This is a genomic window from Bacillus cereus group sp. MG20 (genome assembly GCF_040459885.1).
Lineage (GTDB): Bacteria > Bacillota > Bacilli > Bacillales > Bacillaceae_G > Bacillus_A > Bacillus_A cereus.
This window is the reverse complement of record NZ_JARVHF010000001.1, coordinates 2,428,192-2,454,162: the sequence shown is the minus strand read 5'-3', so window position 1 is coordinate 2,454,162 and position 25,971 is coordinate 2,428,192. Positions and strand designations below refer to the sequence as shown.

Below are 25,971 nucleotides of genomic sequence, written 5' to 3'. Positions count from 1 at the left end.
GTGTGTTTTGGAAAGGGGAATTCCGCATTGAAACGTAGAGTTGCAATTATTGGAATGGTTGTTGCATTTTTAATTGGTGCTGGCGGAATGTTTGCAGGCATGTCTGTATTTGGGGTTACCCCAGCAGAAGTAACGCAAACAATTTCGAGTGGGAATGCTAGCACTGCGCAAGGGAATTTGGCAAAAATTAATGAGGCGTATGCACTAATTGATTCACGTTATGTGGAAGACGTGAAAGATGAAAAGTTAGTTGAAGGTGCAATACAAGGTATGTTGTCTACGCTGAAGGACCCTTATTCCACGTATATGGATAAAGAAACAGCCAAACAGTTTAGTGAATCGCTTGATCCTGAATTAGAGGGGATTGGGGCTGAGGTGAACAAGACGGACGATAAGCTTATTATCGTATCGCCAATTAAAGGTTCACCAGCAGAAAAGATAGGAATTAAACCGAATGACCAAATTTTATCTGTAGATGGAAACAGTGTGAAAGACTTATCACGTGAAGAAGCGGTATTAAAAATTCGTGGTAAAAAGGGAACGACTGTCGCAATTGAAATTAAACGTGCGGGAGTAACTGATCCGATTTTATTTAAAATTAAGCGTGAAAAGATTCCAATCTTTACAGTGTTTAGTTCTGTGAAGCAAGAGAGTGGAAAAGATATCGGTTATATGCAAATCACTTCTTTTGCTGAGAATACAGCGAAGGAATTTAAGGATCAGTTAAAAGAGTTAGAGAAGAAAAATATAAAAGGCTTAGTTATTGACGTGCGTGGTAATCCTGGTGGCTATTTAAATAGTGTAGAAGATATACTAGGGGAAATTATGACGAATAAAAAGCCAATGCTACAAGTAGAGCAGCGAAATGGTGAGAAGAAGAAATTCTCTACGGAACTGAAAGAGAGAAAACCATATCCAATTTCAGTATTAATTGATAATGGAAGTGCTTCTGCTTCAGAGATTTTAGCGGGTGCGCTGAAAGAAGGAGAAGGATACGATTTAATTGGTGAAAAAACATTTGGTAAAGGTACTGTCCAGCAAGCTGTTCCATTTAAAGACGGCAGCAACATTAAATTAACGATGTTTAAATGGTTAACACCGGATGGGAACTGGATTCATAAAAAAGGAATCGCACCAACAGTAGAAGTGAAGCAACCAAATTATTATCATGCGACACCAATTCAAATTGAAAAAACACTTTCATACAATTCAAATGATGTACAAGTAAAACATGCTCAAGAAATGCTTAAGAGCTTAGGGTATGTACCAGGTCGTGAAGATGGATACTTTAGTAAAGAGACAGAATCGGCGCTGAAAGCATTCCAAAATGCGAATGAGATGGAAGCGACAGGACAGCTTGATAAAAAGACAGCTGAAGCGATTCAAACTAAAATTATCGAAAAAATCCGTTCTGGAGAAAATGATTTACAATTACAGTCAGCATTAAAGTTAATGGCAAAATAAGAAGAAATACAGGCAGTTTGCTGCCTGTATTTTTTTGTGTTAAACAAACGTTTGTTTAGTTGTGATAATATAAAAAGAAAGAATGATATAAATGGTGGTGAATGAGTTCGTGGAGGCGTGGATTTTTGAAATAATGCGGGCAGTTGGACGTTTTTTCTTACACCCTGCTGTCTATATATTTGTAATAAGTAGTATCTTCGTTGGATACTTACGTATGTTAAGAGAACGAAAAGATTTTTCTTTTAAAGTTTATGATATTTGGTTTGAACTGCGAACCTCTCTATTTGCAGGGATTGGATACGGATTAGTAGTATCTATTATTACGATTGGGCTTGGACTTGTTGTTTCTAAAGCAAGCTTATGGGCCATTTTAATTTGGACATTACTATTTGGATTAACGGCTATGTATCGATATTTATCGGCAGCTTATACATTTAGCATTGCGATTGTATGTGTTCTATTATCTTCTAAGCTACCAGTTTCCTTCTTACAGCTTCGAGAAGGTGAAGAGAGTACCATTGTATCCCTTGCTATTTTACTAGGCGTTATGCTTATTGTAGAAGGCTTATTGATTTCTAAAAACGCGGTAGGATACTCTACACCGAAGATTAGGAAAGGGAAGCGTGGATTAAAGATTGGTTTACACGAATCAAAGCGTTTATGGATCGTTCCTATTTTTATTCTTGTACCGGGTGATGCGGTAACGCAGTTTATTTCATGGTGGCCTGTCGTTTCAATAGGTTCAAATACATATTCTCTATTCCTCGTTCCATTTTTAATTGGGTTTATGAGAAAGATTAAAAGTTATGAGCCGACGGAAGCTTTATTATTTACAGGAAGACGTGTTTATGGATTAGCAGGACTTGTGCTCGTTTTAGGAATCGCAAGTTACTGGTGGCACGTACTTGCAATTATCGCGATGGGAGTCGCGATGCTTGGGCGTTTCACAATTTCGATGCAAGAGAAAATTGCCGATGAAACAAGACCAGCGTATTTTGCTGCACGCAATGATGGGCTCATTGTACTAGATACAATTCCAAATACAATTGGAGCAGAGCTGAAATTACTGCCTGGAGAAATTATTACGAAAGTAAATGGAGTCATTCCAAAAAGCGCCGAGGAATTTTATGATGCGCTTCAAACGAAGACGACAGGAGCATTTTGTAAATTAGAAGTATTAGATACAAATGGTGAGCTTCGTCTTGCACAAACTGCATTATATGCTGGTGGACATCACGAATTAGGTATTGTATTCGTTGAACAGGAGCATGAGTGGGATTCAGAAGCGATGTAATAGAAGGAAAGGTATCACCTTGTGGTGATACCTTTTTTGTTTTTTGGGCGGGGAAGGGTAGTTAGTAAATGAAATTTATATCGGCGATTTTCCGAATATATCAGCGCAACTTAAAATATATCGGCGATTTTGCAAATATATCAGCGCAACTCGAAATATATCGGCGATTATTCGAATATATCGACTTTCCGGCAAAAAACGACAACTATCGCAAAGCTTATTTTCAGTTTCATAGACGGATAACTTGAATAATCATTTGATAATGGTTATCATTTAGGGAGTCTTTTTAATTTTGGAAAATGGAGGTAAGATATGCTGCGTAAATTTTTCTCTTACTATAAACCGTATAAAGGTTTATTTATACTCGACTTTTCTTGTGCGGTTGTCGCAGGATTACTGGAACTTGGCTTCCCACTTATCGTAAACCAATTTATTGATAAGTTATTGCCAGGGCAAAACTGGACGCTTATTTTATGGGCTTGTTTCGGTTTACTCGCAGTTTATATGTTAAATGCAGGCTTACAATATGTCGTTACATATTGGGGACATATGCTTGGTGTTAACATTGAAACAGATATGAGGCAGAAATTATTTGATCATATTCAAAAGCTATCATTCAGATTTTTTGATAATAATAAAACAGGTCATTTAATTTCGCGCCTTACAAACGATTTAATGGAAATTGGGGAAATTGCTCACCATGGACCAGAAGATTTATTTATCGCCGTAATGACTTTAGTTGGGGCATTTTCATTTATGATGATGATCAACTGGAAGTTAGCGCTATTAACGTTCTTCGTCATTCCATTCTTATTATGGTTGGCGCTTTACTTCAATAAAAAAATGACAGGTACGTTCAGACGTTTATTCTCAGATGTTGCTGATTTTAATGCATGCATTGAGAACAATGTAGGGGGCATTCGTGTTGTACAAGCATTCGGAAATGAAAAGTTTGAGAAAGAGCAATTCGCTGTGAACAACGCTCGTTTCCGTACAACGAAATTAATGGCGTATAAAATTATGGCTTTAAATTCATCGATTAGTTATATGCTCATGCGTCTCGTAACGCTCTTCGTATTAATATGCGGTACATGGTTTGTTCTGCAAGGAGAATTAACATACGGTGGATTTATCGGATTCGTTCTATTAACGAATATTTTCTTCCGTCCAATTGAAAAAATTAACGCGGTAATCGAAAGCTATCCGAAAGGAATCGCTGGTTTTAAAAGGTATGTAGAGCTTCTTGAAACAGAGCCTGACATTGTAGACTCTAAAGATGCAATGGAAGTTAAACAGGTACATGGTGATATTCAATATAACAACATTACGTTCGGATATGAAAATAAAGAACCGATTTTAAATGATATTAGTTTGAACATACATGCAGGTGAAACGGTTGCGTTCGTTGGACCATCAGGAGCAGGGAAAACGACGTTATGTAGCCTATTACCACGTTTTTATGAGCAATCATCTGGATCAATTCAAATTGATGGTATTGATACGAAAGATATGGCACTATCTTCACTTCGTAAGCAAATTGGAATTGTGCAGCAAGATGTGTTCTTATTCTCAGGAACAATTCGTGAAAATATTGCTTACGGGAACTTAAAGGCGTCAGAAGCTGAAATTTGGCAGGCAGTAAAACGTGCGCAGTTAGAAGACTTAATTTACTCACAACCAGACGGTTTAGATACTGTTATCGGTGAGCGTGGTGTAAAACTTTCTGGTGGACAGAAGCAGCGTCTAGCAATTGCTCGTATGTTCTTGAAAAATCCGCCAATTTTAATACTAGATGAAGCTACTTCCGCACTAGATACTGAGACGGAACTTGCAATTCAAAAATCACTTGCTGAATTAGCAGCTGGTCGTACAACGTTAGTTATCGCTCACAGACTTGCAACGATTAAAAATGCAGATCGAATTGTCGTTGTAAATAAAGACGGTATTGCAGAACAAGGTTCACATGATGAATTAATTGAGCAAGGCGGAGGATACAGTAGGTTATACGAAGCTCAGTTTAGTTCGTAAATATAATTTGTACTGAATTAGTGCACCATAAGTAGGTGAAAATCTCATATGGGAGGCTATAAAGTATGATTGTAACAACAACGTCTACAATTCAAGGAAAAGAAATTATTGAGTATATCGATATCGTCAATGGAGAAGCGATTATGGGTGCGAATATCGTTCGTGACCTCTTCGCTTCTGTCCGTGACGTTGTCGGCGGTCGTGCGGGTGCTTATGAAAGTAAATTAAAAGAAGCACGCGACATTGCAATGGAAGAGATGAAAACTTTCGCAAGACAAAAAAATGCGAATGCCATTGTTGGTATTGACGTGGACTACGAAGTCGTTCGCGAAGGGATGCTAATGGTTGCTGTGAGCGGGACTGCCGTCCGAATATAAAGTAAAAAGCCGTGCTGATGCACGGCTTTTTACTTTATATGTCGAAGTTTCAATATTTCTTGGGAAATGTGTAAGGCCCCGTCGATATATAGGGAAGACATTAGAGCGCTTCTTTACATTTCCGTATTTGAACTAATAATGTTTCGTATTCTCGTTCGAGAGATGTGATGTCATCGTGATGATTTGGTATGGAAATTCGGCCGATGATTTCTGTTAATTTTGTTTGTAATCGTAATAATTCTTGTTCAGTAACGTTTACAGAATCCCCGGTTGTTCTTTTTGTGTATTGCTCGTAATTACCGTGGAATACTCTTGGTTCATTCTCATCTACTTGTAGAATATGGTCTGCAACAGAGCGAATAAAGGCACGGTCATGGCTAATGAAAAGTATTGTGCCAGGATATTCTTGTAACATGGTTTCTAATTCTTCTTGCGTTGCTAAGTCTAAATAGTTTGTCAAACTTATTTCTATTTGCTATTTTTGAATTCGATATTATAAAATTGTGCTTTTGCCAGCGCCTCTGCATCGTTTTTGATTTCATCTAATCCATTCGCATCCCCAATGATATATCCTTCAAATGATGAACCAACAAAATCAAAGATGTATTGAAACTGAGCGATAAGCGGTAATGCTTTCAGTTTAGGGTTGTCTCCGCCAACGATGACAACGTACATTTTTTTGTCTTTCATTTTTTCTTTGAAATGAAGGGATGTATCACGCAAACTTTGTGACCAGCGATCAACGAAGTTTTTCATATGTCCGCTCATTCCGTACCAATATAGCGGTGTAGCAAAGATAATCGTGTCGTGCTCTAACATACGTTCAATTAACTGCTCGTAGTCATCATGTACAGGTTGGAATCCTTCTGCGTCATGACGTTGGTCTGTAATAGGATGGATTGTATGGTCTTGCAAGTAAATTTGTTCTGTTTCAATTATTCCATCTATCATCGTATGTGTTAAAGCTTCTGTATTTCCATTTTGTCTTGAACTGCCATGTATAACAAACATGTAATCATCTCTTTTCTTTTGCTTGTTTTAGGAGTGAAACGTGTTTTTGCAAATTCGTTTGGATGTTGGAAAGTAATGTGATTTGCTTTGTTACTTCATTGAGTTTATCTTCGTAAAGCGTAAGGATACTGCTGCACGGATTGTCGTACAGGTGCGGTTCAATTTCAAGGCAGCGCAGCATCCTTGCCGTCTCTTCTAAATTTAAGCCAATTTGTAAGTACATTTGAATAAGCTCCACTTTTCCGATGGCACTTTCATCAAAATCACGGTAGCCATTTGCGAGGCGCTTAGAAGGGAGTAATCCCTTTTCTTCGTAATGTCTTAGTGATCTTTCACTAACGCCAGTTTCTTTTGATAATTCTCCAATTCGCAATGTGTTTCACTCCTTTTACATGTATTGTAAACCTTCACACTAATGTGAAGGTCAACTCTGTTTTTTCGCAAAAGAAATTACATAATTTAAGAACACTTGAATGGCTTTAGATGGAATGAAATATTTGCCGCGAACGATAGAGAACGGACGGATTAGTTGTTCATTTGGAACTTCGACGTGGAATAGTTCTTTTGCTAGTAGCTCTTTCCGTACAGTCCAATCAGAAAGTATAGCGATGCCAAGACCGGCACTAACAGCTTCCTTTACGCTTTGGATACTACTGAATGTAAAGAATCGTTTCATTTTTAAATGGTGTTGATGAATAAAGCGGTCACTATAAGCACGTGTACCAGAACCACTTTCTCTTAGTACCCATACTTGATCTTGGAGTGTGCTTTCATTTATTTCATTTGTGCGGAGCAATGGATGATTTGGCGGAACGACGAGCTTCATTTCATCTTGCATAAACGTTTCAACGTCAACGTCAGCGTATACGACTTGTCCTTCCACTAAGCCGATATCAATTTGATTAGAGCGAAGACTTTGCAAAACTTCTTCTGTATTTGAGATAAAGGTATGCACTTCGACGCGTGGATTTTCATTCGCATAGTTAGCCAGTATTTTTGGAAGTAAGTATTCGCCAATTGTAAAACTAGCACCAATGCGAAGTGTTCCTGTTACAACGTTATGTAGTTCATTAATTTCTTGCTTAGCATCTTCGTAAAGAGAGAGCATTTGCTTTGCATGTATATATAATATATTTCCAGCTTCCGTGACTTGGACATGTTTCGGAGATCGCTGAATGAGTGTAGTTCCAAATTCGTTTTCTAAGTTGCGTATATGCATACTTACGCCAGGCTGTGAAAGATTTAATAATTCCGCTGCACGAGAGAAGTGTTTCTGTTCAACGACAGTAACAAAAATTTTTAAAATGTCTACGTTCATATAATGGGCTCCTTTCTTTTCTATCATCTTATCATAAGTATTTCTGATGATAGAGATTTGGTATTGGTATTAAACCTATTATAGAAACTCTCTTATAATGTAAGTAGAAAGAACATGCATGTTCCAATACGATTGTTGGGGTGGTACAAGGTGGAACAAACACTTGTTATACAAAAGAAGAAGGGCTTTGGATTTTCGCAAGGAATTGGGATTACATTATTAATCGCAATTGCCGCGAAATATTTAGCAGAGCTTCCATTTTTAAATATTATGGGACAATTAGTAATTGCTATTCTAATTGGGATGGTTTGGCGCGCTGCAATTGGAGTTCCTCATGATGCGATTGCAGGAACGAACTTTGCGAGTAAGAAGTTACTGCGCTTTGGGATCATCTTACTTGGAATGCGATTAAATCTTGTTGATATTGCGAAGGCGGGGCCGAAAGTATTGGTCATCGCGGCGGTTGTTATTACATTTACTATTTTTGTTGTATACGGACTAACGAAAGTATTTAAAGTAGAAAAGAAACTTGGGATTTTAACAGCATGCGGTACGGCAATTTGCGGCGCGGCCGCGGTCGTGGCAATTGCACCGCAAGTGAAAGCAAAAGATGACGAAACAGCAGTTGGAGCGGCGATCATTGCAATTTTAGGTACAATATTTACGCTTATTTATACGTTATTATATCCAGTGCTTGGCCTATCTCCATACGGATATGGAGTGTTCTCAGGGGCGACACTGCATGAAATTGCTCACGTAATTGCGGCTGCGGCGCCAGGAGGAAGCACGGCTGTAGATATCGCAGTTATCGTGAAACTAACGCGCGTTGCAATGCTTGTACCAGTAGCGATTTTAATTGGATTATGGTTTGGTAAGAGTGAAGGTAGCGAGGAAAAAAGATCATGGCGCGACCTTCCAATTCCATGGTTCATCTTCGGGTTTTTAGCAATGAGTGCAGTGCATTCGCTTGGGATTATTCCAGAAGTTGTTGCGGGATACATTGTTGTCATTGCTTATATGCTAATCGCAATGGCGATGGCGGGGCTCGGTTTAAATGTAGAGTTTAAAACGTTCCGTAAATTAGGAAGTAAAGCATTCGTGGCGGGGCTGATTGGCTCGGTTTGCTTATCGGTTCTTGGATACGTTCTTGTATGGGGATTAGGATTTATATAAGTAGGACGAAGAAGCTGTTCCAAAAGATATTTTGGGGCAGCTTCTTTCTTATGCTTATGGTGCTACTGATGTCGATATATTTGGGAAATCGCCGATATAAATGGAGTTGCGCTGATATATTTGCAAAATCGCCGATATATTTTAAGTTGCGCTGATATATTTAAAAAATCGCTGATATAAATTGAATTACTCTTGTACTTTGTTAGAGAAGATATGCAGTGAAATGTTTTTCTAAAATTTGTAAAGATATCTTTACTTATAACTGGAAAATATTTATAATTTAAGTAAAGATATCTTTACGTTTGAAGGTGGATCCTATGGGTGTGAAAAATAAAATAAAAGAGTTAAGAAAGCAAAATCATATAACGCAAGTTGAAATGGCAAAGGCGATGCAGGTGACGCGGCAGACAATTGTGGCGATTGAAAACCATCATTATAACCCGAGTCTAGAGCTATCCTTAAAAATCGCCAAATATTTTGGGATGAAGGTGGAGGAAATATTTACGCTGGAGTAAGGGGAAAGAAAATAAAGGATGAGCTTGAGAGATTTCAATTAGATTAAACGTTTAAATATATAAGGATTGGTTTTGGTTTATTAATTAGTACGGCATCAACGAGCGTGTTAGCAACAAAGAATAATAGATAGAAAAAGGGGAACTGGGATGGGATTACCGGTGTTATGTGTCGCTACAGCTATATTTGCGCTTCTTTGGGGAATGCAAAATTTTTCTCGTAATCCAGTGCCGAGTATTTGTATTATGATTGGTACTGTAGGTTTATCGTATTATTTATTATTATTAGCCCATTATCATAAAACGGCAACGAGTGTTGTTGTTGGAGCACTTATTTTATTTTGTGGGCGCGCCATACAAAAGGGGTTATTTCCATAAAAGCTGTTTATACACTTTGTATAAACAGCTTTTTGTATTTTTTTTACAAAATACTTGAAAGTTACGTAACGTCATCTTCTATAATGAGGGGGAAGAGGTGATGGTAGTGATTTCAATACAAGAATTGACGAGAGAAACAGGGGTTACAGTACGTACACTACGTTATTATGATCAAATAGATTTATTAAAGCCGAGCAGAAAAACAGAGGGTGGGCATCGGTTATATAGTGAAGCTGACGTTATTCGTTTGCAACAAATTTTATTTTTAAAAGAAATGGGATTTTCATTAAAAGAAGTTGCGAATATGTTAGTAAAAGGTGAGCTGGATTTGAAAAAATCACTTGAAAACCAACTTCGATTTGTACAAGAAGAGCAAAAGAAGTTCAATCGAATGGAGCGTGTTTTACAAGCGGTTGTTTATTCGGTAGATGTAGAGGGAGAACTTGATTGGAAAGTTATGTTTGAACTTATTCAGCTTTCAAAACAGTCTCCTCGTATACGTGAAATATTTCAAAATGAAGTATTTTCAAAGGAAGAACAAAAGTTGCTTCATAATTTGCCAAATATGAGTGAGGAAGATCCGAATGTTTTAGAATGGGTAGATTTATTAAAGCAATTACGTATTTTTATGAAAGAGGGTAAAGAAGCCGCTAATGATGAGGTACAAAGGGTAATGAAGAGATTAATGCAGAAGTGTTTAGAAATGGCTAATGGTGACGAAGCGTTTTTAGATAAGTTATGGGAGGTTAGAAAATCAAAGGAAGATTCACAGAAAATGAGCATGTATCCAATTGAAGAAGAGTTTTTATTATATATGGATGAAGCTTTTCGTATTTATGATGAAAGGGAGAAGGATAAATGAGCATACTCGCAGAATATCGTTGGTATTTTTTAATTGGAGCAGAGATTGTATTTTGGTTATCGGCTATCGGTTTCTTTTTACTCCGTTACGGATTCCGTTTGAAGAAGACGAGCTTTATTATGGGGATTGTACTCCTCGTAAATGAAGTGTTTATTTTAACATTAGGGGCAGTGGACTATTATCAAACAGGAAAGTTCTCTAATTTTCAAATCATTACTGTAATTATTTTACTGTATGCAGTTTTCTACGGGAAAAAGGATTTGAAGAAGCTTGATATATTTGCGCAAAAGCTAGTTGCGAAATGGCGTAATGAACCGGCGCCTATTATTGAAGAACAGGTAGAATTAACAGGTATGGCCTATGCAAAGCAGGAAATAAAAAATTGGGTATTACATCTTGTTTTATTCGTTGGTGTGCACATATTCTTTTTCTTCGCGTATGGATTTATTCCATTTGAACAATGGGGTAATTGGTTAGAATCGGGAATCGTTTTAAATAAAGCTGCAAGTCGCGTGAGCCAAGTTTGGGCAATTATATTTTTAGTTGATACAGCGATTTCATTTTCATATGTGGTTTTTCCGAAGAAGGAGAAAGGAAAAGAAAAGCTACTTTCATAGTTGAAAGTAGCTTTTGGGTATACAAATAATTTTTATAGGAGAGGATGACAATAGAAAAAAGAACCAGCTTTATATGTCTATTTCTCTTTAGTTTAGTAGCATGCTCACCATCTAACACTACAATTGATAAGAAGAACGATGTTATTGTAAAGGGAACCAGGATTTCCAATCTAGATAAATTTGAAAAGTTCGTTTTGAATGTCGAGCAAGGGGAAGTTGATAAAATAAGAATTGTACAGTATACCCTTGAAGGGGACCCGATTTTTCAAACGTTAGAGTATAGTGGGAACGATATATTTTATGTGTCAGATAATAGAAAAGATAAATTTGCTGGGAAGGATAAAGGGTTACATAAAGATAGCTGTAAAAGGATTGTTAAAGAGCAGCGCGAATCAGAAAGTACTTATCGGTTAATAGATTGTATGAATGAAGCTGGGCGCAATGGATATGACTTAGTATATGTACCTAAAAAATAGAGTTAGTAGAGGAAGGAAGTATTTACTCCTTCCTTTTTCTATGTGTATATTGTCGAAAACTTTACCGAATATCTGTTCGTTTTTTTAGGTTTTTTATAGGCATTCGTGGTAAAATAATAATACAGATTTTTATGAGGAGGTCGGATTTTACTTGGAACATCAATTTGAAATTATATCAGCGTATTCCCCGCAAGGTGATCAGCCAGTAGCTATAGAGAAGCTTGTAGAGGGAATTAATAGTGAAAAGAAAAAGCAAGTGTTGCTTGGAGCGACAGGAACGGGTAAGACATTTACGATTTCAAATGTCATTAAAGAAGTGCAAAAGCCAACACTTGTTATGGCTCACAATAAAACGTTAGCAGGACAGTTATATAGTGAGTTGAAAGACTTTTTCCCGAATAATGCAGTTGAGTATTTTGTTAGTTATTACGATTATTATCAGCCGGAAGCGTATGTACCACAAACAGATACGTTTATTGAAAAGGACGCGCAGATTAATGATGAAATTGATAAATTGCGTCACTCGGCAACGTCTGCATTATTTGAACGGGACGATGTAATTATCGTTGCGAGTGTATCGTGTATATATGGTTTAGGTTCTCCTGAAGAATACCGCGAGTTAGTTGTGTCACTTCGAGTTGGTATGGAGAAGGACCGTAATCAATTGCTTCGTGAACTTGTTGATGTACAGTATGGACGTAATGATATTGATTTCAAGCGTGGTACATTCCGTGTGCGCGGAGATGTAGTTGAAATCTTCCCAGCATCACTTGATGAGCATTGTATTCGAATTGAATTTTTCGGTGATGAAATTGATCGTATTCGTGAAGTAAATGCGTTAACAGGTGAAGTATTAGCAGAACGTGATCATGTAGCAATCTTCCCAGCATCTCACTTCGTTACACGTGAAGAGAAAATGAAGGTCGCTATTGAAAATATCGAAAAAGAATTAGAAGAGCGTTTAAAGGAATTAAATGATAACGGTAAGTTGCTAGAAGCACAGCGTATAGAGCAACGTACACGTTATGATTTAGAAATGATGCGCGAGATGGGCTTTTGTTCAGGTATTGAAAACTATTCCCGTCATTTAACACTTCGTCCAGCGGGTGCAACACCGTATACGTTATTGGATTATTTCCCGGAAGATTTCTTAATTGTTATGGATGAGTCGCACGTATCAGTGCCACAAGTAAGAGCGATGTATAACGGGGACCAAGCACGTAAGCAAGTACTTGTGGATCATGGATTTCGTCTGCCATCAGCTTTAGATAATAGACCGCTCATGTTTGATGAGTTTGAGGAGAAAACGAATCAAGTTATTTACGTTTCGGCGACGCCAGGACCGTACGAGTTAGAGCAGTCACCAGAAGTAATAGAACAAATTATTCGTCCAACAGGGCTTTTAGATCCACCAATCGATATACGACCTATTGAAGGGCAAATTGACGATTTATTAGGAGAGATTCAAGATCGTATTGCAAAAAATGAACGTGTATTAATTACGACTTTAACGAAGAAAATGTCAGAGGATTTAACGGACTACTTAAAAGATGTAGGAATTAAAGTTAACTATCTTCACTCTGAAATTAAAACGTTAGAACGTATTGAAATTATCCGCGATCTTCGCCTCGGTAAGTTTGATGTACTGGTCGGTATTAACTTATTACGAGAAGGATTAGATATTCCAGAAGTATCACTTGTAGCGATTTTAGATGCTGATAAGGAAGGGTTCTTACGTTCAGAGCGCTCATTAATTCAAACAATTGGTCGTGCCGCGCGTAATGAAAACGGCCGCGTTATTATGTACGCAGATCGTATAACAAGATCAATGGGAATTGCAATTGAAGAAACGCAGCGTCGTCGTACTATACAAGAAGCCTACAATAAAGAGCATGGTATTACGCCGAAAACGATTCAAAAAGGCGTACGTGATGTAATCCGTGCAACGACAACTGCTGAAGAGACAGAAACATACGAAGCAACTCCTGCTAAGAAAATGACGAAAAAAGAGCGTGAAAAGACAATTGCGAAGATGGAAGCAGAGATGAAAGAAGCAGCAAAAGCGTTGGACTTCGAGCGTGCAGCTGAACTAAGAGATTTACTATTAGAATTAAAAGCGGAAGGGTGAAAAGAGTGAGTAAGAGCAAGGATTTTATCGTTGTAAAAGGTGCTAGAGCACATAACTTAAAAAATATTGATGTAACCATTCCGAGAAATCAGCTTGTCGTTGTAACGGGATTGTCTGGTTCGGGGAAATCATCATTAGCATTTGATACGATTTATGCAGAAGGGCAGCGCAGATACGTAGAATCGTTATCTGCGTATGCGCGCCAGTTTTTAGGACAAATGGATAAGCCGGATGTAGATACGATTGAGGGATTGTCACCAGCGATTTCAATCGATCAAAAAACGACGAGTCGTAATCCACGTTCAACTGTCGGAACGGTAACGGAGATTTATGATTATTTACGTTTATTATTTGCGCGAATTGGTACGCCAATTTGTCCAAATCATGGGATTGAAATTACATCACAAACAGTAGAGCAGATGGTAGACCGTGTTCTTGAATATCCTGAACGTACGAAATTACAAGTGTTAGCTCCTATCGTTTCTGGGCGTAAAGGTGCACATGTGAAAGTACTTGAAGATATTAAGAAGCAAGGATATGTTCGTGTACGTGTTGATGGTGAAATGCTTGATGTGTCTGAAGAGATTACGTTAGATAAAAATAAGAAGCATTCTATTGAAGTTGTAATTGACCGTATTGTTGTAAAAGAAGGAATCGCAAGCCGTCTTGCTGATTCACTTGAAAGTGCATTAAAGCTTGGCGGAGGCCGAGTGTTAATCGATGTAATGGGAGAAGAGGAACTTCTATTTAGTGAACATCATGCTTGTCCACATTGTGGTTTTTCAATCGGAGAATTAGAGCCGCGTATGTTCTCATTCAACAGTCCGTTTGGAGCGTGTCCTTCTTGTGATGGACTTGGTTCAAAGCTAGAGGTAGATTTAGAGCTTGTTATCCCGAACTGGGATTTATCATTAAATGAACATGCGATTGCACCTTGGGAACCGACAAGTTCACAATACTATCCACAACTTTTACAATCTGTATGTAATCACTACGGCGTTGATATGGATATGCCTGTGAAAGATATACCGAAAGATTTATTTGATAAAGTGTTGTACGGAAGCGGGGAAGAGAAGGTTTATTTCCGCTATGTAAATGAATTCGGTCAAGTAAAGGAAAATGAGATTTTATTTGAAGGTGTTATTCCAAACATTGAACGTCGTTATCGTGAAACGAGTTCTGATTACATTCGTGAGCAAATGGAAAAGTATATGGCAGAACAAGCTTGTCCGAAGTGTAAAGGCGGCCGCTTAAAGCCTGAAAGCTTAGCTGTTTTTGTTGGTGATAAAACGATTGCTGACGTAACGAAGTATTCAGTTCAAGAAGTACAAGAATTTTTCTCGAATGTAGAGCTAACGGAGAAGCAACAAAAAATAGCTCATTTAATTTTAAGAGAAATTCAGGAGCGCGTTGGATTCTTAGTGAACGTTGGTTTAGATTATTTAACGCTAAGTCGTGCGGCTGGTACGTTATCAGGTGGTGAGGCGCAGCGTATTCGCTTAGCGACGCAAATTGGTTCTCGTCTAACTGGCGTACTTTATATTCTTGATGAGCCTTCAATTGGTTTACACCAGCGCGATAACGATCGTCTTATTCGTACATTGCAAGAAATGCGCGATTTAGGTAATACATTAATCGTTGTTGAGCATGATGAAGATACGATGATGGCTGCTGATTATTTACTTGATATCGGACCAGGTGCAGGTATTCACGGTGGGCAAGTTGTATCGGCAGGGACACCAGCTGAAGTGATGCAAGATGATAATTCGTTAACAGGAAAATATTTAAGCGGTAAAGAGTTTATTCCAGTTCCACTTGAAAGACGTAAAGGTGACGGACGTAAAGTGGAGATTGTCGGCGCAAAAGAGAATAACTTAAAGAATGCAAAAATGTCATTCCCACTCGGTACGTTTGTAGCGGTAACAGGTGTATCTGGATCAGGTAAAAGTACGATGATTAATGAAGTACTATATAAATCGTTAGCGCAAAAGTTATATAAAGCGAAAGCGAAGCCAGGTACTCATAAAGAGATTAAAGGTCTTGAACATTTAGATAAAGTAATTGATATTGATCAATCGCCAATTGGTCGTACACCACGTTCTAATCCAGCGACGTACACAGGTGTATTCGATGATATTCGTGATGTGTTTGCACAAACGAACGAAGCTAAAGTGCGCGGATATCAAAAAGGACGTTTCAGCTTTAACGTAAAAGGTGGCCGTTGTGAAGCGTGCCGTGGTGATGGAATTATTAAAATCGAAATGCATTTCTTACCAGATGTGTATGTTCCGTGTGAAGTTTGTCACGGTAAACGATATAATCGTGAAACGTTAGAAGTGAAATATAAAGATAAGAATATTTCTGAAGTGTTAGGGATGACAATTGAAGATGGAGTAGAATTCTTTGCCAATATTCCTAAAATTAAGCGTAAACTTCAAACGCTTGTAGATGTTGGGCTTGGTTATATGAAATTAGGTCAACCAGCAACAACATTATCTGGTGGGGAAGCACAGCGTGTGAAATTAGCTTCTGAATTACACCGTCGTTCTACAGGTCGTACGTTATATATTTTAGATGAGCCAACGACTGGGTTGCATGCGCATGATATTGCACGTCTTCTAGAAGTGCTGCAACGTCTTGTTGAGAGTGGTGAGACGGTACTTGTAATTGAACATAATTTAGATGTGATTAAAACAGCTGATTATATTGTTGATCTTGGACCAGAAGGCGGGGACAAAGGTGGACAAATCGTCGCTTCGGGAACGCCAGAGCAAGTAGTAAAAGAAGAGCGCTCGTACACTGGTAAGTATTTAAAAGAGATTTTAAATCGTGATAAAGCAAGAATGAAAGAGAAAATAAAAGAAGTAGAGTTATCGCAATAAGTTTATTGATGAAAACCGAGTGGAAATGACGCTCGGTTTTTATTGTATAGGGGGAGAAGATGGAGTTTTTAGAGGTGTTAAGAAAGAAAAATATGAAGGTAAGAGAATTTCAAAGTTGGGGTGTATATTTTCGAAAGCGCTGGGAGGATCACTTTGCAAATCATTTAAGTGATAAAGAAAAAGAAGATATTTTTCTTCATGGAGATAGGTATGCATGTGGTTATCTATGGCACATATTTAGTTATGAGAAAAAGAAGTGTTTAGAGGGTAAAGAAGCGGAAAACGCGTTTCATAATGAAGTGAAAAAGGATTGCTACATTTTCTACCAACACTGTGATGAGGTACTGTTAATAAAGGATGCGAGTTTGTTACATATGGATGATATATTGTGTGAGACAGAAGATGCGTATAAAGGTGATATCTATATCGTAGATAAAGATTTCACTTGGGCCTTTGTAAAAACTCATGAACATAGGTGGTGTGGTCCTTATTTTGCGAGGAAGTGTTAGTAGGTATACAAGCATGAAAGATAGAATAAGTTGATATAAGTGTTTGTATCATACTTGCGTTTATTATCTATTAGCGTATGATGAAATATATATGTTTAAAAGGATGTGTAACGAAATGAGATGGATTGTATCACTTCTTGTAAATAGCGTTGTGTTAATCGCTGTATCGGGGCTTTTAAAAGGGATTGCACCAGATGCATTTTACGTAGCAAATATACAAACTGCAATTATTGCGAGTATTATATTGGCGGTTTTAAATGTGTTCGTAAAGCCGTTTTTAATTTTAATTACGCTACCAATTACTGTTGTAACTTTCGGCTTCTTCTTAATTGTTATTAATGCGATTACGTTAAAAATAGCAGATTCATTATTAGGAGATGCTTTTAATATATCAGGATTTGGTGTAGCGATTGTTGCGGCAATTTGTATTTCAATTTTTAATATGATTATTGAGAAGGCAATTGTGGAACCTCTATATGAAAAAAAGAGAAAATGACAAAAAGAAAAACATTTCATTATTCGTATGAAATGTTTTTTTCTATTTATTAGAAACCGTATTTCTTGTTTCCAGAAAAAAATGGTACAATATCCGGTAGAATGGAATTTTACATCAAACGAGACTGAACCCGCAGCGGAGTGGAGGTTTATACATATGCCAAAAGTAAGGACAAAAGATTTAATTGAACAATTTCAATTGGAGTTAATAAGTGGTGAGGAAGGAATTCATCGTCCGATTGATACAAGTGATTTATCACGACCTGGAATTGAAATGGCAGGATTCTTTACATATTATCCAGCTGATCGCGTGCAGCTTCTTGGAAAAACGGAGCTTACGTTCTTTGATACGTTAACAACAGAGCAAAAACAAGAGAGAATGAAAGCGCTTTGTACCGAGGAGACGCCATGTATTATTATAACTCGTAATCAAGATGTACCAGATGAGTTATTACAAGCATCACGTGAATCAGGCATGCCTTTATTACGTTCTTCTCAAACGACAACGAGATTATCAAGTCGTTTAACTAATTATTTAGAAGGTAAGCTAGCACCAACAACTGCTGTTCATGGTGTATTAGTAGATATTTACGGTGTTGGTGTTTTAATTACAGGTCAAAGTGGTGTTGGTAAAAGTGAGACAGCTCTTGAACTTGTGAAGCGTGGTCACCGCCTTGTTGCGGATGATAGTGTAGAAATTCGCCAAGAAGATGAAGACACATTAGTAGGAAGCTCACCAGATTTAATTGAGCATTTATTAGAAATTCGTGGTCTAGGTATCATTAACGTTATGACGTTATTCGGTGCAGGGGCAGTGCGAAATTATAAGCGTATTACACTTGTTATTAATCTTGAAATTTGGGATCAAAAGAAAAACTATGATCGCTTAGGTCTTGATGAAGAGAAGATGAAAATTATTGATACAGAACTTACGAAGATTACACTTCCAGTTCGTCCTGGTCGAAACTTGGCTGTTATTATTGAAGTAGCAGCGATGAACTTCCGTTTAAAGCGTATGGGAGTCAATGCAGCACAGCAGTTCTCAGAACGATTAATGAGTGCGATTGAGTTAGGGAATCAGGAGTAAACATTGGAGAGGGAGGTCATACATATGCTGTTAGGTTCTGTACCGCAGCTTGACCGCGTAGCTGTCCAACTTGGGCCGTTTCCTGTTTATTGGTACGGGATTATTATCGGTACAGGGGTGCTATTAGGTCTTTGGCTAGCAACTCGCGAGGGAGAAAGGCTAGGTATTCCAAAAGATACATTTGTTGACCTTGTATTAATTGCAGTACCGATCGCTATTCTATTTGCGAGAATGTACTATGTTATTTTTGAATGGGAATATTACGCGCAAAACCCGAGTCAAATTATTAATATTCGTCAAGGTGGCTTGGCGATTCATGGTGGTTTAATCGGAGCGGTTATTACAGGGATTCTTTTTGCAAAGCGACGCGGGGTTTCATTCTGGAAGTTGGCGGATATTGCTGCACCAAGTATTTTATTAGGACAAGCAATTGGCCGATGGGGAAACTTTATGAACCAAGAGGCGCATGGTGATGAAGTAACGAGACAGTTTTTAGAAGGTCTTCATTTACCAGATTTCATTATTAATCAAATGTATATTGAGGGTGTGTACTATCATCCGACGTTTTTATATGAATCATTATGGAATTTTGCAGGTGTAATTTTACTACTTGCATTAAGAAAAGTGAATTTACGCCGCGGGGAATTATTCTTCACATATTTAATTTGGTATTCAGTAGGACGCTTCTTCGTAGAAGGCTTACGTACAGATAGTTTAATGCTAGGACCACTTCGTATTGCACAAGTAATGTCAATTGGACTTGTTGTTATTTCTATTATTTTCATTATTGTGAGACGAAAAATGGGGCAAGCTGATAAAAGATATTCGGAAAATTAGAGAAAAGTAGCATCTTATTATAAGATGCTGCTTCTTTCATATTCAGGAAGGCGAAAGGACTAAGGCAATGAGAATAAATACAGTGTTATTTGATTTAGATGGAACTTTAATTAATACAAACGAACTTATTATTTCTTCTTTTTTACATACTTTAAATACGTATTATCCAAATCAATATAAGCGTGAAGATGTGTTGCCATTTATCGGTCCATCTTTGCATGATACTTTCAGTAAGATTGATGAAAGTAAGGTTGAAGAGATGATTACAAGTTATCGCGAATTTAACCATGATCATCATGATGAATTAGTAGAAGAATATGAAACTGTATATGAAACAGTTCGAGAGTTGAAGAAGCAAGGTTATAAAGTTGGTATTGTTACAACGAAAGCGAGACAAACCGTTGAGATGGGATTACAGTTGTCAAAGCTTGATGAATTTTTTGATGTTGTCGTGACAATTGATGATGTAGAGCATGTGAAACCACATCCAGAGCCACTTCAAAAAGCGCTTGAATTATTAGATGCAAAACCAGAAGAAGCATTGATGGTTGGAGATAATCATCATGATATTGTCGGTGGTCAAAATGCGGGGACGAAAACAGCTGCGGTTTCATGGACGTTGAAAGGTAGAGCGTATTTAGAAGCTTACAAGCCGGACTTTATGCTAGATAAAATGAGCGATTTGCTACCGATTTTGTCTAATATGAACCGTTCATAAAGGTCCAAGTAAGTTAGTAGAGGAGCGAGCTAAGTGCGACGGACAACGCGCTATCCTGTTTCAGGAGAAAATTCATTATGGAATGTGTATAAAACAGTGTCTTTTTGGAAGGTAATGAAAAACTTTATTATTATCCAAATTGCGCGTTACACGCCAGTTTTATCTGTGAAGAATTGGTTGTACCGCACTTTTTTACGGATGAAAGTAGGAAAGAAAACATCATTTGCGCTTATGGTAATGCCGGATATTATGTTCCCGGAAAAGATAACTGTGGGAGAAAATTCGATTATTGGCTATAACACAACGCTTTTAGCGCATGAATATTTAATTCGTGAATATCGACTTGGGGAAATCGTCATTGGAAATGAAGTGATGATTGGAGCGAATGTAACAATATTACCAGGTGTGAAAATTGGAGACGGTGCGATTGTCTCAGCTGGCACACTTGTTCATAGAGATGTACCGAGCGGTGCTTTCGTAGGTGGAAATCCAATGCGTATTATTTATACGAAAGAGCAAATGACCGCAAGAGAAGGTTCATGGTGAAAATGTAACATTTCTCCTCTTTTTTTATGAATAAAAAGGAAATAATTGAGTATAATATACTGTTTTGTTTTTTACGGAATCGTTTATACTTATAGATAGAAGAATGTGTGAGCGAAGAAAACAAAAAACTGGAGGATATATGGGGAAAAATCAAAGGATATATAAGGAGAACGGACAAGTTATCTCTTTTAATCAATTAGCGGACTTCTTTTATAAAAAAGGGATGAGAGCTTACAAAGGACAAAAATTGCAAGATGCAATTAAATATTTTCGAAGAGCGGCACAAAGTGAGAAGGAGCCGTTTATTTTATGTCAATTAGCAACGGTATTATCTGAGGCTGGTGAATATCAAGAGTCGAACCAAATCTTCTTAAAGTTAGTTAGATCTAATCCAGAACTTGAACAGTGCTATTATTTTATTGCAAATAATTATGCATATATGGGGTTATTTCAACAGGCGAAGAAATATGCGGATCGTTATTTAGAAGTTGCAAAAGAGAAGGAATTCGTAGAAGATACATTAGAACTTCTTGAGATTATGGAAGAAGAAGCAATGGGTGCGGAAGAGATTGAAGATGAAGATGATTTAATTGTTATGCAGGAAGAAGCGAATCGTTATATTCGTAATGGACAATTGGAAGAAGCAATTGCTACATTAGAAATTGTTACGAAAGATTATCCGGAATTTTGGTCAGGTCATAATAATTTAGCCATTGCACATTTTCAATCGGGTAATGTAGACAAAGCGCTGAAGTTAACAGAAATGATTTTAGAGAAAAATCCTGGTAATATACATGCGCTTTGTAATACGCTTATTTTTCTATATTCAATTGGAGAGCATAAACAAGTAGAAGCGTTAGCGGGACAGTTAGTTTCGGTATATCCGATTTCATTTGAACATCGTTTGAAACTGGGAACTACACTTGCAACAATTGGTTATTTCGAGCATGCATATAAATGGTTCAAACTATTAAAGCGTCAAGGATACGAAGGAGACGTTAGTTTTTATTATTGGTTTGCATATTCTGCGTATATGGTGAAAGATCAGCAACTAGCTGAAAAAATGTGGCAACATGTCGTGGAATTGCATCCTGATAAAAAGGGAAAAGAACCGTGGAATGCGCTGAATTTAGCAGATGAAGGACAAAACGTGTTATTTGAAGAATTACGAAAATCATTTCAGCAAAGTGCGACGCTAGAAGAACAAATGCTAGCTTTATATTTAATGAATGAATTGTCAACGCCGGAGAAGGTTGGATTCTTCTTTGATATAACGCAAGCGAAGAACGGTGTTCCCATCGTATCGCAACTTGCAAAGTACTTCTTTTTACTTAATAGTCATAAGAGTATTCCAGCTGATTTACAACAATTTGAGCAGTGCGCGAGAATCGCGGATGCCTTATACAATTATACGAAAAAAGATGATGAATTAATTGAAGAGTGTTTACACTTTTGGTTTTGTACGTTCATACGTTTATATACATCTGGAGACATATTTACAAATGTGTACGGCTGGTCAGCTGCGATTGAATACATTGTACGCGGCGAACAAGGAAATAAAATGACACAGTCGGAGCTTGGAGATGTATATAATGTATCTGTAGCGACTGTCCGAAAGTATGTGCAAGCTGTTAAGCGTACGCACACATAAGATAAGCAAATCATTGGGAAAAAAATGATGCTAACAGTATAATGAGGGTAACTTAATTGTGTAGGAATGGATAGGAGTGAATAGTGTGTCAGAAGAAAAAATTTATGATGTCGTTATTATTGGTGCAGGACCAGCTGGTATGACAGCTGCAGTATATACATCTCGTGCAAATTTAAGCACATTAATGCTTGAGCGTGGTATTCCAGGTGGCCAAATGGCAAACACGGAAGATGTAGAAAACTACCCAGGTTATGAGTCTATTTTAGGACCAGACTTATCAAATAAAATGTTCGAGCATGCGAAGAAATTTGGTGCTGAATATGCATACGGTGATGTGAAAGAAGTCATCGATGGTAAAGAATACAAAACAATTATTGCTGGTAAAAAAGAATATAAAGCACGTGCAATTATCGTTGCAAGCGGTGCAGAGTATAAAAAAATTGGTGTACCGGGTGAAACAGAACTTGGCGGCCGTGGTGTATCATATTGTGCAGTATGTGATGGGGCATTCTTTAAAGGAAAAGAACTTATCGTAATTGGCGGCGGAGATTCTGCTGTTGAAGAGGGTGTGTTCTTAACACGCTTCGCATCAAAAGTAACGATCGTTCACCGTCGTGACACGCTTCGTGCACAGAAAATTTTACAAGACCGTGCTTTCCAAAACGAAAAAGTAGATTTCATTTGGAACCACACTATAAAAGAAATCAACGAAGCAAGTGGTAAAGTAGGAAGTGTAACACTTGTAGATGTAAACAGTGGAGAAGAGAAAGAAGTCAAGACTGACGGCGTATTCGTATACATCGGTATGTTACCATTATCAAAACCATTTATTGAACTAGGTATTACAAATGAAAATGGTTACCTTGAAACGAACGAACGTATGGAAACGAAAATCCCTGGTATTTTCGCAGCTGGTGATGTTCGTGAAAAAATGCTTCGTCAAATTGTAACTGCAACAGGTGACGGTAGTATTGCAGCACAAAGTGCACAACATTACGTAGAAGAATTATTAGAGGAATTAAAAACTGTATCAGAAAAATAAGGGATAATATACCTTGTGAGAAGAAAGCTACCGACAGGAGCTTTCTTCTTTTTTTTGTGTGAAAATGTCAAAGTTTTGTCAAAAAATATAAGGATTATAAGCTTTCTTATTGATATACTGGACTTTACGGAAAAAATCACTATAAGAAATGAGGAATTTATTCAGTATGGAATGGCGTAATATATATCGTGGATTTTGTATGGGTGTTAGTGATTTAATTCCTGGTGTGAGCGGCGGTACAATCGCTGTTGTGTTAGGGATTTATGAACAATTGCTTGCGGCAATTAGTGGATTCTTTAGTCGTGAATGGAAAAAACATTTAGGATTTTTAATTCCCCTTGCAGCTGGTGTGGCAGCAGCGTTTTTAACGTTAAGTCATGTTATTAAATATTTACTTGCAAATCATTATGAACCGACTCAATTTTTCTTCCTCGGTTTAATTATTAGTATATTACCGATGTTAATGAGAGAAGCTGATGCAAAGTCGTCGTTTAAAGGTAAGCACATTGTTTTATTAATAGTTGCAGCAATTCTTGTTGCGATCACAGCTTTCTTTAAACCAGATAAGGCAGCAGATCCAATTACGACGTTAACAATTTTAAATGCAATTGGTTTATTTTTCGCAGGATGGATGGCTAGTATGGCTATGCTACTTCCTGGGATTAGTGGATCGTTTATTTTATTAATTATTGGTGTGTATCCAACAGCAATTAACGCTTTAACTACACTTAACTTACCTTTAATCGTGGTTATCGGTGCTGGTGTTATGGTTGGATTTGTTGTAAGTAGTAAAGGCATTAGTTTTTTATTAGATCGTTATAAAAGTATGACATTTGCGGCAATTATTGGACTAGTTATCGGTTCGATTGTAATTGTGTTCCCTGGTATTCCAACTGGTGGATTTTCAATTATAAGTTCAATTATTACCTTTATTTTAGGATTTGCGATTGTTACTTATTTCGGTAAGAAATAAGGGCTTTAATCCCCTTGGCGATAAAAATCGTTAAGGGGATTTTTCATGCTATTCATTAAAAGTCTAAGCATTTACATTGCTTGTTATGGAAAGCTTTTTTAAAATTGTTGAGTAGCGTATGCTTAGCGAAAGAGGACTGGCTCCTTCGTTGTAGCAAACTGTTTTTGATAGTATAATGAAAGAAGTATGCAGTGAGAAATTTTACTGCAAGTAGCTGAGGTGAAGAAACATGCAAAGAGTGACAAACTGTGTGTTAATTAGAGATAATGAAGTACTCTTACTCCAAAAACCTCGCCGAAATTGGTGGGTTGCACCAGGCGGGAAAATGGAGCGTGGTGAGACTGTAAGAGATTCCGTTGTTCGCGAATATCGCGAAGAAACAGGTATTTATTTGAAAAACCCAGCGTTAAAGGGGGTCTTCACCTTTGTCATCCAAGAAGGTGATAAAGTTGTTTCTGAATGGATGATGTTCTCCTTTTTAGCGACAGATTTTGCAGGAGAAAACAAACTAGAGAGCGAAGAAGGCATCATTGGTTGGCATACATTTGATAAAATTGATGATTTAGCAATGGCGCCAGGAGATTATCACATTATTGATTATTTAATTAAAGGAAATGGCATAATCTACGGTACATTTGTATATACCCCAGATTTTGAGTTGCTTTCATATCGATTAGATCCGAGTTAAACCGTCAAGGAGAGGATACGATGACAGAGAATAATGATATAAAAATGGTAATTATTACAGGGATGTCTGGAGCTGGAAAAACAGTAGCTTTACAAAGTTTTGAAGATTTAGGATATTTTTGTGTAGATAATTTACCACCGATGTTATTGCCAAAGTTTATTGAGCTTATGGCGGATTCAAAAGGGAAAATGAATAAAGTGGCACTTGGTATTGATTTACGTGGCCGCGAGTTTTTCGAGCATTTATGGGGAGCACTTGATGATTTATCAGAACGTACATGGATTATTCCTCATATTTTATTTTTAGATGCGAAAGATAGTACGCTTGTAACTCGTTATAAAGAAACGAGACGTTCGCATCCACTTGCACCAACTGGTTTGCCGTTAAAGGGAATCGAAGCAGAGCGCAATTTATTAACAGATATGAAGGCACGAGCAAATATTGTGCTTGATACATCGGATTTAAAACCGAAAGAATTACGTGAAAAAATTGTTCACTTGTTCTCAACAGAAACTGAGCAAGCATTTCGTGTAAATGTTATGTCATTTGGATTTAAGTACGGTATTCCAATTGATGCAGATTTAGTATTTGATGTTCGTTTTTTACCAAATCCATATTACATTCCACATATGAAGCCATTAACAGGACTAGATGAAGAAGTTTCTTCGTATGTACTGAAATTTAATGAGACACATAAGTTTTTAGAGAAGTTGACGGATCTGATTACTTTCATGCTGCCTCATTATAAAAGAGAAGGCAAAAGTCAACTTGTAATTGCAATTGGATGTACAGGTGGACAGCATCGTTCTGTTACGCTTACAGAATACCTTGGGAAACATTTGAAACCAGAGTATAGTGTTCATGTATCTCATCGTGATGTGGAGAAGAGAAAGGGCCATTAAGGG

At 37.4% G+C, this 25,971-nt stretch carries 27 protein-coding genes; 23 read left to right on the top strand and 4 right to left on the bottom strand.

The genetic code is table 11. The features are described from left to right. Positions 1–27: 27 nt before the first annotated feature. The 4 genes from QCI81_RS12720 (at position 28) to QCI81_RS12705 (ending at position 5,163) form a co-directional block, all read left to right on the top strand. Positions 28–1,464: a S41 family peptidase gene (locus tag QCI81_RS12720; RefSeq protein ID WP_081366383.1), complete on the top strand. Its 1,437-nt coding sequence runs from the start codon at positions 28–30 to the stop codon at positions 1,462–1,464. Between the two features lie 91 nt (positions 1,465–1,555). Then, complete coding sequence (locus QCI81_RS12715) at positions 1,556–2,758, top strand: PDZ domain-containing protein (protein ID WP_053563366.1); 1,203 nt, start codon at positions 1,556–1,558, stop codon at positions 2,756–2,758. A gap of 312 nt (positions 2,759–3,070) precedes the next feature. Then, positions 3,071–4,786: an ABC transporter ATP-binding protein gene (locus tag QCI81_RS12710; RefSeq protein WP_353810778.1), complete on the top strand. Its 1,716-nt coding sequence runs from the start codon at positions 3,071–3,073 to the stop codon at positions 4,784–4,786. 65 nt (positions 4,787–4,851) lie between these two features. Continuing rightward, positions 4,852–5,163 carry a heavy metal-binding domain-containing protein gene (locus QCI81_RS12705; protein WP_000637523.1) on the top strand — a complete coding sequence of 104 codons (312 nt, stop codon included), beginning with the start codon at positions 4,852–4,854 and terminating at the stop codon, positions 5,161–5,163. A 100-nt stretch (positions 5,164–5,263) separates the two neighbouring features. On the opposite strand, the gene QCI81_RS12700 is transcribed toward QCI81_RS12705, so the two are convergent. From QCI81_RS12700 to QCI81_RS12685, 4 genes are read right to left on the bottom strand one after another with little or no spacing between them, the layout of a single operon-like run. Further along, positions 5,264–5,623, bottom strand: a complete 360-nt coding sequence (locus QCI81_RS12700; RefSeq protein WP_071731498.1) for a macrolide transporter — start codon at positions 5,621–5,623, stop codon at positions 5,264–5,266. A gap of 8 nt (positions 5,624–5,631) precedes the next feature. Next, the gene (locus tag QCI81_RS12695; RefSeq protein WP_098852423.1) at positions 5,632–6,174 is read right to left on the bottom strand and encodes a flavodoxin family protein; all 543 of its coding nucleotides are present in this window, start codon (positions 6,172–6,174) and stop codon (positions 5,632–5,634) included. A 4-nt stretch (positions 6,175–6,178) separates the two neighbouring features. Next, positions 6,179–6,547: a MerR family transcriptional regulator gene (locus QCI81_RS12690; RefSeq protein ID WP_071731500.1), complete on the bottom strand. Its 369-nt coding sequence runs from the start codon at positions 6,545–6,547 to the stop codon at positions 6,179–6,181. Positions 6,548–6,598: 51 nt separating this feature from the next. Further along, positions 6,599–7,492: a LysR family transcriptional regulator gene (locus QCI81_RS12685; protein WP_071731501.1), complete on the bottom strand. Its 894-nt coding sequence runs from the start codon at positions 7,490–7,492 to the stop codon at positions 6,599–6,601. A 150-nt stretch (positions 7,493–7,642) separates the two neighbouring features. Between QCI81_RS12685 and QCI81_RS12680 the strand changes: the two genes are divergently transcribed. The 19 genes from QCI81_RS12680 (at position 7,643) to rapZ (ending at position 25,968) form a co-directional block, all read left to right on the top strand. Next, a complete protein-coding gene (locus QCI81_RS12680) occupies positions 7,643–8,665 on the top strand; it encodes a YeiH family protein (RefSeq protein WP_000438413.1) in 1,023 nt (340 codons plus the stop codon). A 317-nt stretch (positions 8,666–8,982) separates the two neighbouring features. Further along, on the top strand, positions 8,983–9,180 hold the full coding sequence (locus QCI81_RS12675) for a helix-turn-helix transcriptional regulator (RefSeq protein WP_000538363.1): 198 nt from the start codon (positions 8,983–8,985) through the stop codon (positions 9,178–9,180). Between the two features lie 147 nt (positions 9,181–9,327). Next, positions 9,328–9,555: a hypothetical protein gene (locus tag QCI81_RS12670; RefSeq protein ID WP_000524131.1), complete on the top strand. Its 228-nt coding sequence runs from the start codon at positions 9,328–9,330 to the stop codon at positions 9,553–9,555. 100 nt (positions 9,556–9,655) lie between these two features. Further along, complete coding sequence (locus QCI81_RS12665; protein ID WP_353810777.1) at positions 9,656–10,417, top strand: MerR family transcriptional regulator; 762 nt, start codon at positions 9,656–9,658, stop codon at positions 10,415–10,417. Continuing rightward, positions 10,414–11,034, top strand: a complete 621-nt coding sequence (locus QCI81_RS12660; protein ID WP_071731504.1) for a hypothetical protein — start codon at positions 10,414–10,416, stop codon at positions 11,032–11,034. Before QCI81_RS12665 ends, QCI81_RS12660 begins: the two co-directional genes overlap by 4 nt. Before the next feature lie 44 nt (positions 11,035–11,078). Beyond that, on the top strand, positions 11,079–11,510 hold the full coding sequence (locus QCI81_RS12655) for a DUF4362 domain-containing protein (RefSeq protein WP_071731505.1): 432 nt from the start codon (positions 11,079–11,081) through the stop codon (positions 11,508–11,510). Positions 11,511–11,661: 151 nt separating this feature from the next. Then, positions 11,662–13,638, top strand: coding sequence for an excinuclease ABC subunit B (gene uvrB / locus QCI81_RS12650; protein ID WP_353810776.1), 1,977 nt, complete (start codon positions 11,662–11,664; stop codon positions 13,636–13,638). Positions 13,639–13,643: 5 nt separating this feature from the next. Further along, positions 13,644–16,520, top strand: a complete 2,877-nt coding sequence (gene uvrA, locus QCI81_RS12645) for an excinuclease ABC subunit UvrA (protein ID WP_000045587.1) — start codon at positions 13,644–13,646, stop codon at positions 16,518–16,520. 59 nt (positions 16,521–16,579) lie between these two features. Continuing rightward, positions 16,580–17,029, top strand: a complete 450-nt coding sequence (locus QCI81_RS12640; protein ID WP_000394744.1) for a DUF4275 family protein — start codon at positions 16,580–16,582, stop codon at positions 17,027–17,029. Between the two features lie 115 nt (positions 17,030–17,144). Then, the gene (locus QCI81_RS12635) at positions 17,145–17,525 is read left to right on the top strand and encodes a phage holin family protein (protein ID WP_001267308.1); all 381 of its coding nucleotides are present in this window, start codon (positions 17,145–17,147) and stop codon (positions 17,523–17,525) included. 156 nt (positions 17,526–17,681) lie between these two features. Next, positions 17,682–18,611 (top strand): HPr(Ser) kinase/phosphatase, encoded by a 930-nt coding sequence (hprK, locus tag QCI81_RS12630; protein WP_001127251.1) that lies wholly within the window; start codon positions 17,682–17,684, stop codon positions 18,609–18,611. Positions 18,612–18,635: 24 nt separating this feature from the next. After that, positions 18,636–19,448, top strand: a complete 813-nt coding sequence (gene lgt, locus QCI81_RS12625) for a prolipoprotein diacylglyceryl transferase (RefSeq protein ID WP_000924240.1) — start codon at positions 18,636–18,638, stop codon at positions 19,446–19,448. 67 nt (positions 19,449–19,515) lie between these two features. After that, positions 19,516–20,166, top strand: a complete 651-nt coding sequence (gene ppaX, locus QCI81_RS12620; RefSeq protein WP_001222403.1) for a pyrophosphatase PpaX — start codon at positions 19,516–19,518, stop codon at positions 20,164–20,166. A gap of 33 nt (positions 20,167–20,199) precedes the next feature. Then, positions 20,200–20,712, top strand: coding sequence for an acyltransferase (locus tag QCI81_RS12615; protein WP_001255077.1), 513 nt, complete (start codon positions 20,200–20,202; stop codon positions 20,710–20,712). Between the two features lie 139 nt (positions 20,713–20,851). Continuing rightward, a complete protein-coding gene (locus QCI81_RS12610; RefSeq protein WP_000517723.1) occupies positions 20,852–22,363 on the top strand; it encodes a tetratricopeptide repeat protein in 1,512 nt (503 codons plus the stop codon). Between the two features lie 85 nt (positions 22,364–22,448). Beyond that, a complete protein-coding gene (gene trxB / locus QCI81_RS12605; RefSeq protein ID WP_071731508.1) occupies positions 22,449–23,405 on the top strand; it encodes a thioredoxin-disulfide reductase in 957 nt (318 codons plus the stop codon). A 166-nt stretch (positions 23,406–23,571) separates the two neighbouring features. After that, positions 23,572–24,378 carry a DUF368 domain-containing protein gene (locus tag QCI81_RS12600; protein ID WP_000455196.1) on the top strand — a complete coding sequence of 269 codons (807 nt, stop codon included), beginning with the start codon at positions 23,572–23,574 and terminating at the stop codon, positions 24,376–24,378. A 229-nt stretch (positions 24,379–24,607) separates the two neighbouring features. Next, positions 24,608–25,066: an NUDIX hydrolase gene (locus tag QCI81_RS12595; protein ID WP_001190080.1), complete on the top strand. Its 459-nt coding sequence runs from the start codon at positions 24,608–24,610 to the stop codon at positions 25,064–25,066. Positions 25,067–25,086: 20 nt separating this feature from the next. Then, on the top strand, positions 25,087–25,968 hold the full coding sequence (gene rapZ / locus QCI81_RS12590) for an RNase adapter RapZ (RefSeq protein WP_000138459.1): 882 nt from the start codon (positions 25,087–25,089) through the stop codon (positions 25,966–25,968). Positions 25,969–25,971 lie beyond the last annotated feature (3 nt).

What these genes read in the sequence shown, in the direction of transcription:
- QCI81_RS12715 (WP_053563366.1), top strand. Translation starts at nt 1,556, where the DNA reads ATGGTGGTGAATGAGTTCGTGGAGGCGTGGATTTTTGAAATAATGCGG.
- QCI81_RS12710 (WP_353810778.1), top strand. Translation starts at nt 3,071, where the DNA reads ATGCTGCGTAAATTTTTCTCTTACTATAAACCGTATAAAGGTTTATTT.
- QCI81_RS12705 (WP_000637523.1), top strand. Translation starts at nt 4,852, where the DNA reads ATGATTGTAACAACAACGTCTACAATTCAAGGAAAAGAAATTATTGAG.
- QCI81_RS12695 (WP_098852423.1), bottom strand. Translation starts at nt 6,174, where the DNA reads ATGTTTGTTATACATGGCAGTTCAAGACAAAATGGAAATACAGAAGCT.
- QCI81_RS12685 (WP_071731501.1), bottom strand. Translation starts at nt 7,492, where the DNA reads ATGAACGTAGACATTTTAAAAATTTTTGTTACTGTCGTTGAACAGAAA.
- QCI81_RS12675 (WP_000538363.1), top strand. Translation starts at nt 8,983, where the DNA reads ATGGGTGTGAAAAATAAAATAAAAGAGTTAAGAAAGCAAAATCATATA.
- QCI81_RS12670 (WP_000524131.1), top strand. Translation starts at nt 9,328, where the DNA reads ATGGGATTACCGGTGTTATGTGTCGCTACAGCTATATTTGCGCTTCTT.
- QCI81_RS12665 (WP_353810777.1), top strand. Translation starts at nt 9,656, where the DNA reads ATGGTAGTGATTTCAATACAAGAATTGACGAGAGAAACAGGGGTTACA.
- QCI81_RS12660 (WP_071731504.1), top strand. Translation starts at nt 10,414, where the DNA reads ATGAGCATACTCGCAGAATATCGTTGGTATTTTTTAATTGGAGCAGAG.
- QCI81_RS12655 (WP_071731505.1), top strand. Translation starts at nt 11,079, where the DNA reads ATGACAATAGAAAAAAGAACCAGCTTTATATGTCTATTTCTCTTTAGT.
- QCI81_RS12640 (WP_000394744.1), top strand. Translation starts at nt 16,580, where the DNA reads ATGGAGTTTTTAGAGGTGTTAAGAAAGAAAAATATGAAGGTAAGAGAA.
- QCI81_RS12635 (WP_001267308.1), top strand. Translation starts at nt 17,145, where the DNA reads ATGAGATGGATTGTATCACTTCTTGTAAATAGCGTTGTGTTAATCGCT.
- hprK (WP_001127251.1), top strand. Translation starts at nt 17,682, where the DNA reads ATGCCAAAAGTAAGGACAAAAGATTTAATTGAACAATTTCAATTGGAG.
- lgt (WP_000924240.1), top strand. Translation starts at nt 18,636, where the DNA reads ATGCTGTTAGGTTCTGTACCGCAGCTTGACCGCGTAGCTGTCCAACTT.
- ppaX (WP_001222403.1), top strand. Translation starts at nt 19,516, where the DNA reads ATGAGAATAAATACAGTGTTATTTGATTTAGATGGAACTTTAATTAAT.
- QCI81_RS12610 (WP_000517723.1), top strand. Translation starts at nt 20,852, where the DNA reads ATGGGGAAAAATCAAAGGATATATAAGGAGAACGGACAAGTTATCTCT.
- QCI81_RS12600 (WP_000455196.1), top strand. Translation starts at nt 23,572, where the DNA reads ATGGAATGGCGTAATATATATCGTGGATTTTGTATGGGTGTTAGTGAT.
- QCI81_RS12595 (WP_001190080.1), top strand. Translation starts at nt 24,608, where the DNA reads ATGCAAAGAGTGACAAACTGTGTGTTAATTAGAGATAATGAAGTACTC.
- rapZ (WP_000138459.1), top strand. Translation starts at nt 25,087, where the DNA reads ATGACAGAGAATAATGATATAAAAATGGTAATTATTACAGGGATGTCT.